Annotated in this window: 17 protein-coding genes; 9 read left to right on the top strand and 8 right to left on the bottom strand. The window is 33.7% G+C overall.

From position 1 onward, the window contains the following. Nucleotides 1-122: 122 nt before the first annotated feature. Nucleotides 123-2,018 carry a PrkA family serine protein kinase gene (locus CRO00_RS05100; RefSeq protein WP_097072693.1) on the bottom strand — a complete coding sequence of 632 codons (1,896 nt, stop codon included), beginning with the start codon at nucleotides 2,016-2,018 and terminating at the stop codon, nucleotides 123-125. 397 nt (nucleotides 2,019-2,415) lie between these two features. On the opposite strand from CRO00_RS05100, the gene CRO00_RS05095 reads away from it, so the two are divergent. The 5 genes from CRO00_RS05095 to CRO00_RS05075 all read left to right on the top strand — a co-directional run bounded on the left by CRO00_RS05095 (nucleotide 2,416) and on the right by CRO00_RS05075 (nucleotide 5,704). Next, complete coding sequence (locus CRO00_RS05095; RefSeq protein WP_097072589.1) at nucleotides 2,416-2,637, top strand: spore coat associated protein CotJA; 222 nt, start codon at nucleotides 2,416-2,418, stop codon at nucleotides 2,635-2,637. Continuing rightward, on the top strand, nucleotides 2,634-2,897 hold the full coding sequence (locus tag CRO00_RS05090; protein WP_097072588.1) for a spore coat protein CotJB: 264 nt from the start codon (nucleotides 2,634-2,636) through the stop codon (nucleotides 2,895-2,897). The genes CRO00_RS05095 and CRO00_RS05090 overlap by 4 nt, the downstream gene beginning before the upstream one ends. A 197-nt stretch (nucleotides 2,898-3,094) precedes the next feature. Further along, nucleotides 3,095-3,664: a manganese catalase family protein gene (locus CRO00_RS05085; protein ID WP_097072587.1), complete on the top strand. Its 570-nt coding sequence runs from the start codon at nucleotides 3,095-3,097 to the stop codon at nucleotides 3,662-3,664. 127 nt (nucleotides 3,665-3,791) lie between these two features. After that, nucleotides 3,792-4,622, top strand: a complete 831-nt coding sequence (locus tag CRO00_RS05080; RefSeq protein ID WP_097072586.1) for a DegV family protein — start codon at nucleotides 3,792-3,794, stop codon at nucleotides 4,620-4,622. A gap of 164 nt (nucleotides 4,623-4,786) precedes the next feature. Next, entirely contained in the window at nucleotides 4,787-5,704 is a 918-nt protein-coding gene (locus CRO00_RS05075; protein WP_097072585.1) for a DMT family transporter, read from the top strand. Nucleotides 5,705-5,747: 43 nt separating this feature from the next. On the opposite strand, the gene CRO00_RS05070 is transcribed toward CRO00_RS05075, so the two are convergent. After that, a complete protein-coding gene (locus CRO00_RS05070; RefSeq protein ID WP_097072584.1) occupies nucleotides 5,748-8,123 on the bottom strand; it encodes a polyprenyl synthetase family protein in 2,376 nt (791 codons plus the stop codon). A gap of 171 nt (nucleotides 8,124-8,294) precedes the next feature. Between CRO00_RS05070 and CRO00_RS05065 the strand changes: the two genes are divergently transcribed. Then, nucleotides 8,295-8,462: a DUF1540 domain-containing protein gene (locus CRO00_RS05065; RefSeq protein WP_097072583.1), complete on the top strand. Its 168-nt coding sequence runs from the start codon at nucleotides 8,295-8,297 to the stop codon at nucleotides 8,460-8,462. 54 nt (nucleotides 8,463-8,516) lie between these two features. Here the strand turns inward: CRO00_RS05065 and CRO00_RS05060 are convergent, their stop codons facing one another. The 3 genes from CRO00_RS05060 to CRO00_RS05050 form a co-directional block, all read right to left on the bottom strand. Then, the gene (locus CRO00_RS05060; protein ID WP_097072582.1) at nucleotides 8,517-9,287 is read right to left on the bottom strand and encodes a DUF4097 family beta strand repeat-containing protein; all 771 of its coding nucleotides are present in this window, start codon (nucleotides 9,285-9,287) and stop codon (nucleotides 8,517-8,519) included. A gap of 196 nt (nucleotides 9,288-9,483) precedes the next feature. Continuing rightward, nucleotides 9,484-9,867 carry a GtrA family protein gene (locus CRO00_RS05055; protein WP_097072581.1) on the bottom strand — a complete coding sequence of 128 codons (384 nt, stop codon included), beginning with the start codon at nucleotides 9,865-9,867 and terminating at the stop codon, nucleotides 9,484-9,486. A gap of 21 nt (nucleotides 9,868-9,888) precedes the next feature. After that, on the bottom strand, nucleotides 9,889-10,965 hold the full coding sequence (locus CRO00_RS05050; protein ID WP_097072580.1) for a phosphatidylglycerol lysyltransferase domain-containing protein: 1,077 nt from the start codon (nucleotides 10,963-10,965) through the stop codon (nucleotides 9,889-9,891). A 219-nt stretch (nucleotides 10,966-11,184) separates the two neighbouring features. Here CRO00_RS05050 and CRO00_RS05045 point away from each other — a divergent pair, with 219 nt between their 5' ends. Next, complete coding sequence (locus CRO00_RS05045; protein ID WP_097072579.1) at nucleotides 11,185-11,376, top strand: DUF4177 domain-containing protein; 192 nt, start codon at nucleotides 11,185-11,187, stop codon at nucleotides 11,374-11,376. Between the two features lie 71 nt (nucleotides 11,377-11,447). Here the strand turns inward: CRO00_RS05045 and CRO00_RS05040 are convergent, their stop codons facing one another. The 3 genes from CRO00_RS05040 to CRO00_RS05030 form a co-directional block, all read right to left on the bottom strand. Continuing rightward, nucleotides 11,448-12,509: an LLM class flavin-dependent oxidoreductase gene (locus CRO00_RS05040; RefSeq protein ID WP_097072578.1), complete on the bottom strand. Its 1,062-nt coding sequence runs from the start codon at nucleotides 12,507-12,509 to the stop codon at nucleotides 11,448-11,450. 127 nt (nucleotides 12,510-12,636) lie between these two features. Beyond that, nucleotides 12,637-15,000 (bottom strand): sensor domain-containing protein, encoded by a 2,364-nt coding sequence (locus tag CRO00_RS05035; protein WP_097072577.1) that lies wholly within the window; start codon nucleotides 14,998-15,000, stop codon nucleotides 12,637-12,639. 195 nt (nucleotides 15,001-15,195) lie between these two features. Continuing rightward, nucleotides 15,196-16,374, bottom strand: a complete 1,179-nt coding sequence (locus tag CRO00_RS05030; protein WP_097072576.1) for a DHH family phosphoesterase — start codon at nucleotides 16,372-16,374, stop codon at nucleotides 15,196-15,198. 138 nt (nucleotides 16,375-16,512) lie between these two features. Here CRO00_RS05030 and CRO00_RS05025 point away from each other — a divergent pair, with 138 nt between their 5' ends. Together CRO00_RS05025 and CRO00_RS05020 are read left to right on the top strand one after the other, a co-directional pair. Continuing rightward, nucleotides 16,513-17,184: a restriction endonuclease gene (locus CRO00_RS05025; RefSeq protein ID WP_161946617.1), complete on the top strand. Its 672-nt coding sequence runs from the start codon at nucleotides 16,513-16,515 to the stop codon at nucleotides 17,182-17,184. A 150-nt stretch (nucleotides 17,185-17,334) separates the two neighbouring features. Next, entirely contained in the window at nucleotides 17,335-17,712 is a 378-nt protein-coding gene (locus CRO00_RS05020; protein ID WP_097072574.1) for a hypothetical protein, read from the top strand. Nucleotides 17,713-17,734 lie beyond the last annotated feature (22 nt).

The following is a 17,734-nucleotide window of genomic DNA, read 5'->3' as shown; positions in this document are numbered from 1 at the left end:
TTTTCTGACAGATTTCACTACATTCTTACAATCAACTCATATTTTTCTTATAGTTTCCACTAACTTGGTGAATGAAGAAAAAAATGAGTGTCCTAAATTTTATGGACACTCGCATCAATATATTACCTATTTAATAAACTTCCTACATATCTTAATAATTCATTGGCAGAAGTAGAGTCGTAACCATGCTCATCAATGAGACGTGCAACCACTTCATTAATTTTCTTCAGTTGAGACTCATCCGGTGTTTTGGATGAAGTCGTAATTTTCACGACATCTTTTAAGTCTGCAAACAATTTCTTCTGAATGGCTTCTCGTAATCTTTCATGAGAATTATAGTCAAAACGTTTACCTTTACGTGCGAATGCAGATAGACGAATTAAGATTTCTTCACGGAATGCTCGTTTTGCATTTTCAGAAACACCAATTTGTTCTTCAATGGAACGCATTAATTTTTCATCTGGATTCATTTCTTCACCAGTAAGTGGATCACGAAGCTTGTTCTTATTGCAAAATGCCTCAACATTATCAAGGTAATTATTCATTAAATGTTTTGCAGATTCTTCATAAGAATACACAAACGCCTTTTGAACTTCATTTTTCGCAATATCATCATATTCTCTTCTTGCCACTGCAATGTAATTCATATACTTTTCGCGGTCTTCATCGGAAATCGATGCATGTTGATCAAGACCATCTTTTAAAGCACGCAGAACATCCAATGCATTGATTGAAGGTACATCTTTACGAATGATTGCAGAAGAAATACGATTTATAACATAACGTGGGTCAACCCCATGCATACCTTCATTTGGATATTCTTTTTTCAATTCTTCAACATCAACAGAATTATAGCCTTCTACACTTTCACCATCATATAAACGCATTTTCTTCACAAGATCAATTCCAGCTTTTTTCGGAACTTCTAGCCTTGTTAATACAGAGAAGATGGCTGCTGCACGTAATGCATGTGGTGCAATATGAACATGGGCCATATCACTTTCACGAATCATTTTTTCATAAATGCGTTCCTCTTCACTCACTTTCAAGTTGTAAGGAATTGGAATGACAATAATACGTGAATGTAAAGCTTCATTCTTTTTATTTGAAATAAACGAGCGATATTCTGTTTCGTTCGTATGAGCTACGATAAGTTCGTCCGCGCTAATTAACGCAAAACGCCCAGCTTTAAAATTACCTTCTTGAGTTAATGATAATAAGTGCCATAAGAATTTTTCATCTAACTTTAACATCTCTTGGAACTCCATCATTCCGCGGTTTGCTTTATTTAGCTCTCCATCAAAACGGTATGCACGCGGATCTGACTCAGAACCAAATTCTGCAATTGTCGAGAAATCAATACTTCCTGTTAAATCCGCAATATCTTGAGACTTTGGATCAGACGGCGTAAATGTACCTATACCTACACGACGATCCTCTGAGAAGAAGATTCGTTCAACTAAAACATCTTCAATGCGACCACCATAATCTTGCTCTAATCGCATTGTATTTAATGGTGATAAACTACCCTCTATCCGTACTCCATATTCTTTATAGAAGTCTTCTCTTAAATGATGTGGAATTAGATGGAGGGGGTCTTCATGCATCGGACAACCTTTAATTGCATAAACTGCCCCTTCATCGGTCCGTGAATATTGTTCGAGCCCTCGTTTTAGAAGTGTCACAATAGTTGACTTACCGCCACTCACAGGACCCATTAATAAGAGAATTCGCTTTCTAACATCTAATCTTCTTGCAGCTGGATGGAAATATTCTTCTACAAGTCTTTCAAGTGCAGATTCTAACCCAAAAATCTCTCTCCCAAAGAACTGGTACATCTTATGCCCGTCTCTTTCTAGTACACCAGCACTTTTGATCATATTGTAGACGCGTGAATGAGCTGTTTGAGCAACTTCTGGTCTTTGCTTAATAATTTCTAAGTATTCAGCAAAGGTACCTTCCCATTTCAGTTGATTTTCTTCTTCTCTATAGCGTTTTACCCTGCTTAAAATATCGATAGTTCTCCCTCCATTCAGGGCTTTTTTACATAGTATGAAGTTAGTCCGCGAATGATACCGAATACTTGAAATAGATTTTTGTCCTTCAATTATTGCAACAATGCCCTTCAATTTATATAGAATAAAAGAGCTCCGCTGAATCGCATTATCAGCAAGCTCTTTACCATCATATTATTTTGCTTTCTATATAATACCTAATAAATTAGTACATAATTGATGGAAATCATCCAAAGTGCAAAAGATTTAATAAGTTGATAGTCTAAATTCAAACATTCGTATCTACATTTATTAGAAGAGTTTGTCCAATAATTTTTCACAACTTCTAAATATTTTTTTGAGAATAAATGGTTTTTCCTATTCATACACATAAGTTAGTGCAAAAGAAAGGAGGATTTTTGTGTTCTCACAATTTAAGTATTGGAAACCATTCATTGGCCCTTTCGATCCTTGCAAACCGATAAAAGTAAAGAGCTATTCAACCCCTCCCCATCTTTATATAGGATTTCAACCTCCAGGCATGAAACAATTTAGTCCAAAAGATGCATTAATGCACGGAACACTTTGGCCACAGTTATATAGCCCATATCCAGATCCGAATAAAGGGGTGAAGAAAGATTGACAAAACAAATGCCCCCAGAATATTATCAATGCCTTGAAGAGATACAGGCAATTGACTTTGTGATTGTAGAATTAAACCTTTATTTAAATACTCACCCAAACGATTTAGAAGCCATTAAACAATTTAATGAATGTTCCAAAAAGAGTATGCAGCTAAAAGTAGAATTTGAGAAAAAATTTGGTCCGCTTATGAACTTTGGAAGAAGTTATGCGAACTACCCATGGGATCTTGATGACACCCCATGGCCTTGGCAAGTCTAGATAAGCTATAGAACGCTTGCAAAGCTCTTGAAGGCACTAGAGACTCTAACACTGGAAAGGACAGACAACAAGATGCCTTTTGTTCCATGCACACATCATCAGTTGAATAAAGAATGAACAAATGCAATTAGCCATAAAAAAATGCAGGTGCCAAGTTTTATTAATTTAATGTTGAATGTGAGGGGAGAAAATAAGGGATGTTTTACTATGAGAAAAAACTCCAATATCCCGTTAGAGTAAGTACATGTAACCCAATGCTTGCGAAGTTTTTAATCGAGCAATATGGAGGGGCTGACGGCGAACTAGCAGCTGCACTTCGATACATGAATCAACGTTACACAATTCCTGACAAAGTAATCGGTCTATTAAATGATATTGCCATGGAAGAGTTCTCACATCTAGAAATGATTGCAACGATGGTATATAAACTGACTAAGGATGCCACTCCAGAAATGATGAAAGCTGCTGGTCTAGGCGATCATTATGCAGATCATGACAAAGCTCTTTACTATCATAATGCGGCAGGCGTTCCTTGGACGGCTACTTATATCCAAGCAAAAGGTGACCCGATAGCAGACCTTTATGAAGACATTGCCGCAGAAGAAAAAGCCCGCGCTACTTATCAATGGCTCATCGATATGTCAGATGATCCTGATATTAATGATAGTTTAAGATTTTTACGTGAACGTGAAGTTGTTCATTCTCTGCGGTTTAGAGAAGCAGTTGAAATATTAAAAGAGGATCAAGGTAAAAAGAAGTTTTATTAATAATCTATACCCCATCTTTTAAAGAGATGGGGATTTTTTGACAACCAACCTTAGTTTTGATTTTTCTGAAAATGGATAGTGCTCTATAATAAGAACCATCTATTAATATTCGAAGGAGTTTTAATAAATGATTAAAATTATTACAGATAGTTCTGCTGACTTACCTGTTAAATACATAGAACAATATGATATTGAAGTGATTCCAATCATCGTCACATTAGATGGGAAAAATTATAGAGAAAAAATCGATATTTCATCAGAAGAGTTTTTAAAACGTATGTTTACTTCAAATGAACTTCCAAAAACTTCTCAACCATCACCTGCAACATTTGTAGAAAGCTTTTCTAAATTTGGTCAAAATACAGATATTTTATGTTTAACCGTTTCTTCAGGACTCAGTGGAACTTATCAATCTGCTTGTATTGGAAAAGATTTATCCAATTCTTCAAATGTAACTGTTTTCGATACATTAGCAGCTTCACTTGGACACGGTTTACAAGTAATTCGAGCAGCAGAACTTGCGAAACAAGGACTTACCGTTGAAGAAATTGTTGCAAACCTTACTGAATATCGAAAAAATATGAATATCCTTGTCATTCTTAACACTTTAGAGAACATCGTGAAAGGTGGTAGGTTAAGTAAATTCGAAGGTTCATTAGCAAAAATTTTAAATATTAAAGTCATCTTAGAAAGAGTTGAAGGTGGTAAGGTTGAAGTTCTTGAAAAAGTACGTGGGATGAAACGACTTCAAAACCGAGTATTAGAACTTATTCACGAAAGGGGTAAAGACCTTTCAGATGTAACAATCGGGATTAGCCATTCAGGAAATTTTGATGAAGTTGAAACTTTAAAGCAAAATCTTTTCCAAAGGTTCAACCCAAAAGAGATTATTGTGAATTATATGGGAGCTGCAATTGGCACATATGCTGGAAAAGACGGAATGATTATTGCTTTCTAATAGGAGAAGTATTTATGAGAGTTGAAAACTGACTCTCTTTTTTGTTGTCCAAAAAACCATCCCCCGTCAATGGGAAAAGCTACAAAATATTCTATTGCTATTTTTATAGAGAACGTGAGAAGATAGTTTCTATGATTTAATTGTAGAAAGAATGGTGAAGGTAATTGAATTCGAAAGCTTTATTATTAGGACTATTCACTGTTGTTATATGGGGATCAACTTTTGCAGCAAATAGTGTTAGCTTACAAGGTGGCTACTCTGCAGGACATCTCATTTTATTTCGTTTTTTAATAGCCTCAGCAATTTTTGTCATGATTGCTTTTATCCCAAGTATGAAAATACGCATACCTGAAAAGCAAGACTTTTGGAAAATTATGCTTCTAGGATGGGTTGGGATTAGTGGCTATCATATATGTGCTACTAATGGCCAATTAACAATTAGTGCAGGAACAGCAGGAATGTTAATCGGTTCCGGACCAATCTTTACTACAATACTTGCCATCATTATTTTAAAAGAACGGCTGGGAAAAGTTGGTTGGATTGGTTTAGGATTTGGCTTTATCGGCATCATTCTAATTGCCCTCGGTTCTGGTGATACATCCTTAGGTATTGCTCCTGGAGTCTTTTTAACGATTCTAGCTGCAATAGCAACTTCCATCTTTTTTGTATACCAAAAACCATTCTTTAAGAAATATAGTGCCATTGAGTTAACAGCTTATTGTACTTGGGCCGGAACGATTCCATTTTTACTGTTTGCACCCGGGTTCTTTACAACAATTCAAACAGCAACTTTGGAAGCAAATTTAACTTCAATTTATATCGGGATCTTCCCAACTGCTATCGCTTATTTCACATGGGCAATAGCGCTTTCCTTGGCAAATGCAAGTTCAGTATCAAGTATCCTTTACCTTGAACCGGTTATCGCTATTATTGTTGCCTGGATTTGGTTGGGTGAATTACCTTCCTCCCTCACACTAATCGGAGGACTCGTTGCAATCTCAGGTGTATTGGTTGTAAACTTCTACGGGAAAAAGCAAACATTTTCAAACAATTCGACTAATAAAATAGAACAGATTCAATAAAAAACAGGGTTTCCGTGGTTAATTCATCCATGGAAACCCTATTTTAATGGTCTCTATAAATTAAATAATTTAATATATACTTTAAAAAACTTGTATCAGATGGGATATCTTCTATCGTTTCAAGAGCGATACAGTAGTGCTCCCACATTTCTATTTTTGCTCTTTCAACGCCTAAAACCGATACAAAAGTAGAATTATTATTTTCATAGTCTTTTCCTGCCTGTTTTCCTAATTCAATTGTAATCCCATCAACATCGAGTAAATCATCTTTAATTTGAAATGCAATTCCAGCATGTTTTGCATACTTTTTTAGTGCACGTATTTCAGCTTCCTTGGCGTTCGCTAAAATTGCTGGCATCACAAGGGCTGCTTCAAAACCTAAGCCCGTTTTATAAAAACACATTGTATTTAATTGCTCCAATGTTAAAGCCTTTCCTTTAGACTCCAGATCCATCACTTGGCCCTTACACATATTTGAAGTCATATGAGCGGTGTATTGTATTAACTTAAGTACTGTTTCTGTTTCAAACTTCTTAAGAAATGATTGCTCTTCAATTGCCCTTTGCGTTAGGAAAATCCCGGTTAATTCTGCAACAGCTACATTATATACTTCATGTACTGTTTTATGCCCTCTTCTTATCGAAGCATTGTCTTGAGATGGTAAGTCATCAAAAATAAGGGAAGCTGTATGCATGTACTCTAAAGACTTTAGAAGGGGGAGAATAGTATCCTCATCCAAGCCATAAATTTTTACACCAGTAAACCAAGTAATAATTGGTCTTAACCTTTTTCCTCCAGTTGATAAACTATAATTTGCTGCTTCATTTATCGTATCTTTAAAAATCGTAAATTGAGCGTCATCCGTAATTTCCAAATGTTGATTTAGATGATCCCTTACAGCATTTACCGTTTCTTTAAATCGCTCCTGCTCGTCGCTTTCATCTTTCAAAATAGTTATCATATGATCTCTTAATAATTTATCAAAAAAGTCAACATCATCAGCGGAGTCTACCATCTTTTGTAGTACCTTATTAAATTTTGGGAAGCCAGATGCAAATCGATCCATAACTTCATTATATTTTTGTTGTCCATGTTTTTCTTTAAAACGCTTTAATCCATTAATTGCTCGATTTAATATGACATCTTTCGTTTTAGGGTCAGATTCATATACGTTATGAATCAGGTTTTTAATTACCGCCCAATACATTTCAAAGGGATTAATTAAATCTGGACGGATTTTATGATGCTTCCAATAGTACGTGTATGGCGTCACAGCTTCTTCTTTCATATCATCAAACATGTCGGCAAAATCATCTGCAAGTTGATTGTAAATACCATATAAAAATGTCCGTTCTTCAAATCCATCATCATTAGAAACAGTTAAGATGGACCGTGCAATTAATCTGGATGAGGAGGATTTTAAAATAATAGGAATATAAAGATCTTCATTTGAATAATCGCTTCTTGCTAAATTTTTTCTTCGGTCAATTTCTTGGGAATAAAAAAATACATAAGCTTGCTCAAAAAATTCATGAATGGTTTCATTTGTTTGATGGGATTTTATATATTCAAACGCCTCATGAAGCTCGGAGTGGATATACTGCATAAATTGAAGTCTCTCGCTCTCCCATTCTTCCCCAAGCCTCGGTACCGTTCCAGTTAATAATGCTGTTCGTATAATCTCGGAATAATTAATTTTTTCTTGTTCGGATAAAATTTGAGAATCCAGCAAATCATCGATGAAAGGGTAAGTTAATCCATAGGAATATCCTAATCGAATTGCTTCATCTAATTTTGTTGCACGAATAGCTGGATCTCCTTCTTCCATTTCATCCACTGTGTGCATCAATACACCTGCAATAATTTTAATTAACTTTCTTCTTGCATTTACCGCATCTAATCCTTCTGGTATGTTGCTTGCTACCCCATTCAATTTGTCCATTAGCCAAACAAAAGTAAGTTCAATTCCTTCTTTTTGAGCCTTTCTAAATAAAGCACTCATATGGAAGAAGTCACTCTTTTCATTGTTGGTGGAATTGATTAATTGATTTTTTAGTCGCGCAACTTCCTTTTGAATTTTCTCCTCAGTTTTAGGATCATCTAATTTCTTTCCTAAATCACGCAAGTATAAATAAGAAACACTACGATCCAAATAACTGTCCAATTTGTTTGTAAAATCAAGCCATTGTATATATTGATGATACTCTTTTGTACTTGGTTTTCGATTTTTGCTACTAAAGTAAGAAAACAATTTAGGATGATGAATATGATTACCTTTCCACGATAGAAAATCATTAATTAAAGTCTGATCATATTTTTTATTAATTATTTCTTTATATAAATCTTCATAGTACTTTGCAGCTTTCTGCATGGCACCTTGATAAGTTAAATCAGCATTAATCACAAACACATCATTCATATAAATGATTCACCTTTACTTAAAATTTGCATTTCTACCAAGTGGAAAATAATTAACCCAATACTATTTATTGTATTCTTTTTGCTTCACTAAATTCCTTTAAGACAGTATAGAATATGGTATTAAATGTATATAACTTGTAAATATTAGGGATATAAGGAGGTGGATTTTGTGGCTTCAGACGTTCTTTGTGAGGTAAACAGTTGCACGTATTGGGCTTCTGGTAATAAATGCGATGCAACAAAAATTTATGTTGTTGCTAGCCGAAACGAAGCATCAAATAGTGAGGAAACAGATTGTAAAACATTTAAAAAGAAAGAGGAAGATTCTTTTAACTAACCACAACAAGATGGGCTCATGTTCATCATGGGCTTCTTCCTCTTTCTATATATTCTAGTTTTCTACAATAATATCCCCGTTATTGGATTTTAATTTGATAAGTTCTTTACCTTCCCCAAATATAGTCGTTGAATTTGAATTCCCTAAAACAATAATTTCTCCATTATCTGTGTCTGCTTCTATTTTAACATTTTGTGGTGCATTTTTTGTCTGTATAAAAATTGTCCCATTATTTGTTTCTAAATCGGCTGGCTGATTTAATGTTTTATTTTTCAAGGAAATATCGCCATTAGAAGATTCACCAACAATTTCACCATCAATGTTATCTAAAAAAATTTCTCCGTTATCCGATTCTGCAAAAAGCGCAGTTACTTTTAAATTACTTAAATAAACTTCACCATTATTAGTTTCTACGGAAAATTCTTTTGAAGCAAGGTCACTAGCTTTTATCGTACCATTATCTGTTTCAGCATTAATTGTTCCTGCGAGGTTTTCTGGGAGATACACCTTTAATATTGGTGTTTTTGAAAAGAAATCAAAGGAAAATAGTTTGAACCATTTATGGTCGATTTCAATTTCTAAAGTGTCACCTTTTACATTAGCATTTAATTTATATTTGCTATTGCCATTTTCAAGCTCTATTTTTGCAGTTTCCCCTTTAGAGGCAATGAAAACAATATCCGCATTATCCGTCTCAACTTCTACATGGGAGAAATTTTGCTTTATTTCAACTTCTTTAGGAGCATTTTTAGAAAAAATATTTATGACAGTAACTGTAATGATTGCAAATAGCAATATCCCAATTATGAAAAACTTCTTGTTCATAATAATCTTCCTTTCAACATTTGATTAACTTAAGAATACAAGAAGTATAAAAAGCACGGAATGACCCTAAAACGTAATTTCAACTAAGACCTGAGACTTAAAAACCTTTTATTTTTATTTCTAGAAAAATCAAAAGAATGCAGGGAGCAAATACCCCTGCATTATATATAACCCTGAATATCTCCAAAGGCATTTGTTATTGAAATGTCCAAAAATTATTTAGAAGGAAATTTACAACTGGAATAACTAATATCGTCACGAGTTCACCAACAACATAATGTAACGATAATACATTTACAATGAGAAATATAATAGCAAAGTTTAATGTAAAGCCACATGTGGAAACAATTAAAAATCGTATAAATTTTTTACGTGAAAAATTACTTCCAAAAGTAAATTTTTTGTTTAAGTAAAATGAAAAAATCGTCATGATAATAAATGCAATAGCAGTACCCCATATCGGTTCATTATGAAACCCTTCTACCAATACAAACACAGAAACAAAATAAATAAGTGTACAAACAACACCGACAAGACTATATTTTACGAATTTAATATATAAATCTTTTTGTAAGAGCATTATGGATCCTCTCCAACGCGTTTAGTTTAATGATCGAGAAAGTAATTTTCTTTCTCGTTTTTTTAATATAGTTCCATGCTCTGATGTACGGTTTTTTTGGTTTTCTGTGCGATTTATGAGTAGCAATAATTGGATAAAGGTGAACGGTAAAGAAGTTTTTTTATATGCAAGATATTTCGGCTCCCATACAGAAGCAAACTTGCCTTTAAACTCCTTCAATCCTTTAAAATTATATTTCTTATTACCATATAAATAGACGAGGCGAATTAATTTTTCACTTGTAAAAGAATGCTCACAATGTCCAACACTTGAAAGGGGTGACATTCCTAAACTACAAAACTGATAACCGTTTTCCTTTGCCCAACGAAATATATGTATAAATAGTACATCCATCGTACCATGTGGACTCTCAGCAAAACTTCTCATCAAGTCAATCGTTATTTTCTGTTTGTAGTCCGTTGCTAAAGTTGCAAAAGCTAAAACATTTCCCTCGGGTCCATAAAGCAGTGCAATGGGCGAACGCGAAACATAATCCTCTTGAAAAGAAACAACAGAAAAACCTTTTTCCTTCTCAAAACCTAACCATGAATCAGAAATTTGCTTTAATTCAGTAAGTAGTTCATATGAAAATGGCGGTTGTACAACTTGAAATGAAAAGGAATTCTTAATGAACTTATTCATTCTTGTTCGTAATTTTGCACCTTTTTTACCTTCTAGTGAAAATTGTTGTAAATCGACAATTCCTTCTTCGCCTAGTTTTAGAAAGCGATACCCCGACTCATGGTAATATTGCATATACTGTGGGCTTATTTGATAATAAATTGGTGTTAATCCCATGGTGTTACTGTATACACAAAATTCTTTAATCGCATTTTGTATATCGCACTCATCCCCAATTGGGTCTCCTAAAACAAATAATTTTTTACCAAACTTTTTATATACAATTAATACATTTTTCTCTTCTGTCCAAAAAACTTCTTTATCTTTTAAGAAAAATAAATGCGAAACATGGTTCCCACCTTTTTCTTTTAAGAAATCTTCTAACTGTTCAACATTTATTACCACTTTGTTTTTTGACAGTTTATTTTTAAAAAACATGAAGTTTCCCCCTGATAGAAACAACAAAATTAACTATTAAATAATACCATACTCCCAAATAATAGATAGTAGATTTTTGTTACAAAATTAAAGCAAATTATGTTTTTTATAGTATTTAAGTAACAATATTTTTCCTTTTAATCAAATCAAACTAGAACTTAACATATATACATATTTTCTTAATTTATATAAAATTTGTTCTTAGAAGGGGTGTTAAAAATGTATGAACACAAGTTTATAAAAGTAGATTTAACAAACTTCGGCAAAAAGCCAAAAGAAGATTATCATGAAATTGTTGAGGAGCACGAAAAGCAAGGGTGGGAATTAGTACAAATCTTCTCACCAAGCACTGCATCATATGGGATGTCTGCCTATTTTGAACTCATTTTTAAGAGAAAAGTAGAAAAATAATTTGAGGATTCCTTCTTGAATGTTAAAAAAGCTAGTGAGAAGTCACTAGCTTTTTATTGTACCCTATGATGTTATTCTTCTGGCATTCCCGCAGCTTCCCAACGAGCTACTTCGTCATGAACAATCGGGGCTACTTCTTTCCCTAATAATTCAATGGATTTCATTACATCTTCGTGTGGCATGGATCCAACTGGACAGTGGAGCATGAAGCGAGTAATGCCTACTTTCTTACGGAGCAAAATGATTTTCTCAGCTACCGATTTTACGTCACCAGTATATAATGCGCCTTCTAAACTTCTAGCATAATCGAAAGTATCACGTGTATATTGTCCCCAACCGCGCTCTCTTCCTAATACATTCATTGCATATTGTGTCGGTGGGAAGAACTTTTCTACTGCTTCCTCTGTTGTTTGTGCAACAAAACCATGTGAATGGGAAGCAACTGTTAATTTTGATACATCATGGCCTGCTTTTTCGGCAGATCGATAATATAGCTTTACAAGGGCTGCAAACTGTAATGGACTACCCCCAATAATCGCCAATGCTAAGGGTAAACCAAGCATACCTGCACGGGCTACAGATTGAGGTGTACCGCCACTTGCAATCCATACAGGAAGCGGATTTTGTACCGGACGAGGATATACACCACGATTTGGAATTGACGGACGATGACGACCTTCCCAATTGATTATTTCATTTTCTGTAATTTGGAGAAGTAAATCTAACTTTTCCTCAAATAATTCATCATAATCTTGCAAATCATAGCCGAAAAGCGGGAATGATTCGATAAAAGAACCGCGACCAGCCATAATTTCAGCACGACCATTGGAAATCGCATCTACCATTGAAAACTCTTGAAAAACACGTACCGGGTCATCGGATGATAATACTGTAACGGCACTTGTTAATCGAATATTTTTTGTTCGTGAAGCAGCAGCAGCTAATAGCACTGCCGGAGTGGAACAAGCATAGTCTTTTCGGTGATGTTCACCTACTCCATAAACATCTAAACCTACTTCATCTGCCAAAATAATTTCTTCGAGCACTTCTCGAATACGTTCTGCATGGCTAATTACTTTCCCTGTTTTTACATCTGGTGTTGTTTCAACAAAAGTTGTTAAACCAATCTCCATACCCCAATCACTCCTAGTTGATTTCATCTTTATTAATCATACATGAGGCAAGGAGGAATTTACAATTTTACGGATTAAAAGGAAAAAGCCTAAAATGCCATAATTGACACTTTAAGCTTAGCAATACTTATCCTTTTAAATATTTATTTTCAAATTCATCGATTGGACAAGGTCTTCCAAAGTAATATCCTTGCATTTCATTACAATTTTGCTCGAGTAAATAACTTAACTCCCCTTCAGTTTCTACACCTTCTGCAATAACATCTAGTTTTAAATGTTGCGCCATTTTGATCATGGCTGTTGTAATACTTGCATTTTCAGATTCTGATGAAATGTTCTGTATAAAGGAACGGTCTATTTTTACGCCATCAAGATGGAAAGTTTTTAAATAATTAAAAGAAGAATACCCTGTACCAAAGTCATCGATGTAAATTTTCACACCAAGTTCCTTCAATTCTCTTAACGTCTTCGTAACCGTTTCTTCATTTTTCATAATAGAGTTTTCAGTAATTTCTATTTCTAAGTATTTACCCTCTAATTTATACTCTTCCAATAACTCTCGAATTTCCATCGCAAAGTTTTTTTGTAGAAAACGTTGCGAACTAATATTAACACTAATCGGCACTAATGGAAGTCCTGCTTCTCTCCATGTAACTAACTGCTCACATACTCTCTTTTTCATCCATTTTCCCATCGGTATGATGAGTCCCGTTTCTTCAGCTAAAGGAATAAATTCTAAAGGAGAGATTAAGCCAACTTGTGGATGATTCCAACGAATTAAAGCCTCAGCACTTGTTACTTTTCCCGTCCGTGCATCTACTCTTGGTTGGAAATAAGCAATAAATTCCTCGTTTAAAATAGCCTTTCGTAAGTCTCTCTCTAGTATTAACGATTGATAGTTTTTAACATTCATTGAGGCGTCATACATTTGGTACATATTGCGGCCTAATTCCTTCGCTTTATATAAAGCAATATCGGCCTTTTTCATTAAATCCACATCATCATTTCCGATAATCGGGAACATGCTAATACCAATACTAGTTGTAATAAATAATTCAAAGTCGTCAATATAAAATGGATCTGTTAAACTTTTTAAAATCGCATTCGCTATTTCAGTAACTTCAGACTCACTTGTTGTATCAGGTATTAGTACCATGAATTCATCCCCACCCATACGCGATACATGGTTTTCCCCAATACAATTAACTAGGCGCTCAGCAAATTGTTTAAGTAGCCGATCTCCAATATAGTGACCTAGCGTATCATTAATCGATTTAAAACGATCTAAATCTAAATAAAGTACAGCTAGCTTCTTTTTATGTTGTTTTGCATATTGTAATGACTCATTAATTTTACTTTCCATCCATCTTCTATTCGGAAGATCTGTTAATTCATCGTGTTGAGCAAGGTAGGCATTTTTTAATTGGATTTGCTTTTGTTCATTTATATCTTTTGCTACTAAATAAACTCCCTGAATATTTGAATTAATGATAATTGGGAATAACGTTACATTGAAATATACTTCCTTCCCATTATCGCAATTATATCCAAGTTCAAAATTTTGAGCGTATCCTTGAGTGGCTTGTTCAAAATGCATTTTCACTTGTCCTTGATACGATTCTGGAATAATATCAAATAAACGAATACTCGTAATTGAATTACTTGATAATCCTAAAAACTCCAGAGTACTCGGATTCATATTAATTATTTCGCTATTCGTATTAAGCATAATAATATAGTCTTGACTATACTTAAATAGCGATTGAAACCTTTCTTCATTAATCTGAAGCTCTTGTTGTGTTGTTCTTAATTCCGAAATATCTAATACTGTCCCTACAATTCCGGTAACTTCTTCACCATTTAAAACAGGCGTGACATCAACATACACCAATTTGTTATTTAAATTTATCTCATATGTTGTGTGCTGACCCTCGAATGCTTTTTTATAATGTTCTTCTTTGATAATCGCAATATCATTGGGAAACACATCCGAGGGCGACTTGTCCCTTAATGTATCAAAACTTGCCCCAATCTCATTTAGAAGTTTACCAACCGCCATTGTATAAATAAATTGGCCTTTTTCATTTTTCTCCATACAAAAAATTCCGTTTTGAATATTGCTCATCATATCAAAGAACTTTATTTTCTTTTCATTTAATTCTAGTGATTGTTTATTCCCATCAACATTTTTAATGAACAGAATTTCGTATGTATTATCATCTATATGTAAATGTTCTATATTAATTTCTACTTTAAAAGAGTTTTTTGTTTTATTAACAGCAGTATATATTTGATTTCCATTTGAATTTAAGAAATCTAAAAGCAGCGTGTTGATAGATTGTCCAACAACATTATTATTTAGCTCAAACAGCTCTCTTGCTTTAGGATTTACATATAATATATTTCTCAGTTTATTCAGAACAACAATACTATCAGATTGTTTATTAAATAATTGATAAACAAAGTCAATGTTACTGAGATAGTCCTTCATGACATTTCCTCACTTTTTATTCCTTTTCTATTATACCCCACATTATTCAAACATTACCAAAGTCTCAAATCTTAGCCCAATATAATTCAATTGTACAACATTTTAATGAATAATAGTTTAATAAAATTAATACTTTTTACTCAAAAACGATTAAGTACTGTATACATAAAAAAAAAGAGTAGGAAATAACATTCTCTACTCCTTCCCTTTCACTTCATTCATTAAATACTCTACAAATAGATCATCCTTCACTAACCAAGCCTCGTAATTCCGCTTCAAATATTTTTCCCCTTCAGCAAAACTAATAAAAGTTTCAGACAATGTTTTTTTATTTTGTTCAATAACCCATTTTCCATTTTCCGGATAAAGTAAAAACAAGTCATCCCCGCGGTTTCGATACAACGAACCAAAAGTTGATTCCTTCAAATTATAACGATTTCGTTTTGCATCAGCTTGAAGCGGTTCTAAATGGAAGGTGTCCAATACAAATTGTTTGAATGCTTCCTCGTTCATGGATGATCCTGAAGCCTTTTGATGTCCTCCACCACCATAAGTACCTGCCACTTCTGAAACATCAACATGATCATGAATAGTACGATAAGAAATTCGCTTCCCACCTACATTAAGAATAGCGATATAGTCTAAATGAGCATATTCTTTTCCAAGCTCATTTCCTACCTCAGAATGATACGATTCTGCATACACAATGCCTGCAAAAAATTTTCCCACTTGCGCTTGTACAATCTCACGTTTCTTTCTATTAATATATCGCTCTATTTTATCTTCTTCCATATTTAATAATCGTTTTTCGAATTCATCGAAATCAAAGTGATCGCTTGATGCGAGTCGTTCAATCATCATTTCTTCAAACTCATCAATAGACACTAAGTAAAAGAGGGAATTTAAAGAATGCGCTTTATGATTCTCGTTCTTTTCCCATTCCCACGTATCGTACTGCCTTACCAATTCAACAAATTCAGATATGGCATCAGTTGGCTTTAAATATTGATTTGACACAAGGTATTCATAAAGTAAAGATGTTGCGGAAGTAAGTTTACCACCTGCATCTTCAACTAATACATAGCCCCATTCGTAGTCGTTTAAATGTAAAGCAGTTTTATGATGGTCAAGTAGCTGAATATTCCCATGTTCAGTAAAATGTTCATTTAAACGACGTTCATTTTGTTCATTAGGGGAAAGATCCGTAATAATTAAACATGTTTCTGGTGGGTCATTTTCTAAAAAGAATTCAATTTCACGGTTTAATGAAGAAATAGAATTGTACCGAACTTTCACATCTTTCCCAAAGGCCAATTTTGCTAATATTCCACAACCTACTCCATCCAAGTCATTATGTGACAATAATTTATACAACTTTTTCACCTCTTTGGTAGTATAAGTGATTCAAGGCTACATTATTGATAGTTAATTCTGTAAATTTTAGCAACGTATATTAGTCATTTAACGAAACATAATAATTTCATAAAATGTTTTAAAAGAAGGATGACATCGATGAGAAAACAAAAGGTAAAAGCGAAAGAAAATAAAGTTACCGAGTTTTTAATTCTGAGTATTTTTGCTTTTTGTATTTTGATTGCTTTTCTGAATATAATTTCCATACAACCAAGTGTAACTGATTTTTCCTTTTACTTATTATTAGCTTTTGTTATTGTTTGTATTTACAAACCACTTCGCATGATTTTTTATTATACAACCGGGAAAATATTGAAGTGCTTCTTTTCTCCAATAAAGTTGTTACTTTCTAAAAACCGTTTTGCGGAATTAACCGAAATTGATGAAATGAGTGGTATAGAGTTTGAAAGATATTTAAAACATCTATATGAAAGACACGGGTACAGAGTGAAGTTAACGAATAAATCCAGAGATTACGGAGCGGACTTAATCATCAAAAATAAAAACAAAAAATACGTTGTCCAAGCGAAGTGTTTTACTAAAAAAGTAGGAATTCGAGCGGTTCAAGAAGTGATTGGCGCGATTAAGCACTATAAAGCAGATGGAGGTATTGTCGTTACTAATCGATTTTACACAACCCCTGCAAAAAATTTAGCTAAATCAAACGGAATTGAACTTATTGACCGAAATGAACTCGAAAAGTTAAACAACCTATCCAATCGCCAATATAAATTTGCATCTGCCATTTCTTTTATTTTAAATAAATCTTAAAAACAATTATAAATCTTAAAAACAATTATGGAAGTCCATAAGGCATACAGGTCTTTTGGCTTCCTTTTTCTTTTAAAATTCTATCGTGTCTCCTTTCTACAAATGCCTACATACAATACAAAGAGATTCGCAACCTAAAGGAGGGGAAACATGCAATTCCAAAATCGTAATGTTAATCTATCCACTATTCAACGACCGATTGTAAGTCCCCCAACCGACGAAATTGCTACTGAAGAAAACTCAAATAATAGTAATAATAATAATAATAATAATGAATTGTTTGTTGCTAGACTAGGTGCTTTTGGTGGGCTAGTTTCAACAATTGGAGGTATTATTTCGACCTACGCATCCTTCCTTGCACTTGAACAACTTCAACAGCAAACTATTGAAAATAATATGAAAACATCTGAGGAGACTTCGACAAGTACAACAGAAGATGAAAGAATTAAACAGTTAGAAATGCAAGTAAGTTATTTAATGAAAGAATTAGAAAAAATGAAAAGTGCTAACAAAAAAAACTCTACATAAAGAGTATTTATGCAGAGCTTAT

Source organism: Ureibacillus xyleni, from assembly GCF_900217795.1.
Classification (GTDB): Bacteria; Bacillota; Bacilli; order Bacillales_A; family Planococcaceae; genus Ureibacillus; species Ureibacillus xyleni.
Note: the sequence above shows the minus strand (reverse complement) of the source record. Positions and strands in the feature narration are given on the sequence as shown.

What these genes read in the sequence shown, in the direction of transcription:
- CRO00_RS05020 (WP_097072574.1), top strand. Translation starts at nt 17,335, where the DNA reads ATGCAATTCCAAAATCGTAATGTTAATCTATCCACTATTCAACGACCG.
- CRO00_RS05055 (WP_097072581.1), bottom strand. Translation starts at nt 9,867, where the DNA reads ATGCTCTTACAAAAAGATTTATATATTAAATTCGTAAAATATAGTCTT.
- CRO00_RS05050 (WP_097072580.1), bottom strand. Translation starts at nt 10,965, where the DNA reads ATGTTTTTTAAAAATAAACTGTCAAAAAACAAAGTGGTAATAAATGTT.
- CRO00_RS05035 (WP_097072577.1), bottom strand. Translation starts at nt 15,000, where the DNA reads ATGAAGGACTATCTCAGTAACATTGACTTTGTTTATCAATTATTTAAT.
- CRO00_RS05070 (WP_097072584.1), bottom strand. Translation starts at nt 8,123, where the DNA reads ATGAATGATGTGTTTGTGATTAATGCTGATTTAACTTATCAAGGTGCC.
- CRO00_RS05025 (WP_161946617.1), top strand. Translation starts at nt 16,513, where the DNA reads ATGAGAAAACAAAAGGTAAAAGCGAAAGAAAATAAAGTTACCGAGTTT.
- CRO00_RS05080 (WP_097072586.1), top strand. Translation starts at nt 3,792, where the DNA reads ATGATTAAAATTATTACAGATAGTTCTGCTGACTTACCTGTTAAATAC.
- CRO00_RS05085 (WP_097072587.1), top strand. Translation starts at nt 3,095, where the DNA reads ATGTTTTACTATGAGAAAAAACTCCAATATCCCGTTAGAGTAAGTACA.
- CRO00_RS05060 (WP_097072582.1), bottom strand. Translation starts at nt 9,287, where the DNA reads ATGAACAAGAAGTTTTTCATAATTGGGATATTGCTATTTGCAATCATT.
- CRO00_RS05045 (WP_097072579.1), top strand. Translation starts at nt 11,185, where the DNA reads ATGTATGAACACAAGTTTATAAAAGTAGATTTAACAAACTTCGGCAAA.
- CRO00_RS05040 (WP_097072578.1), bottom strand. Translation starts at nt 12,509, where the DNA reads ATGGAGATTGGTTTAACAACTTTTGTTGAAACAACACCAGATGTAAAA.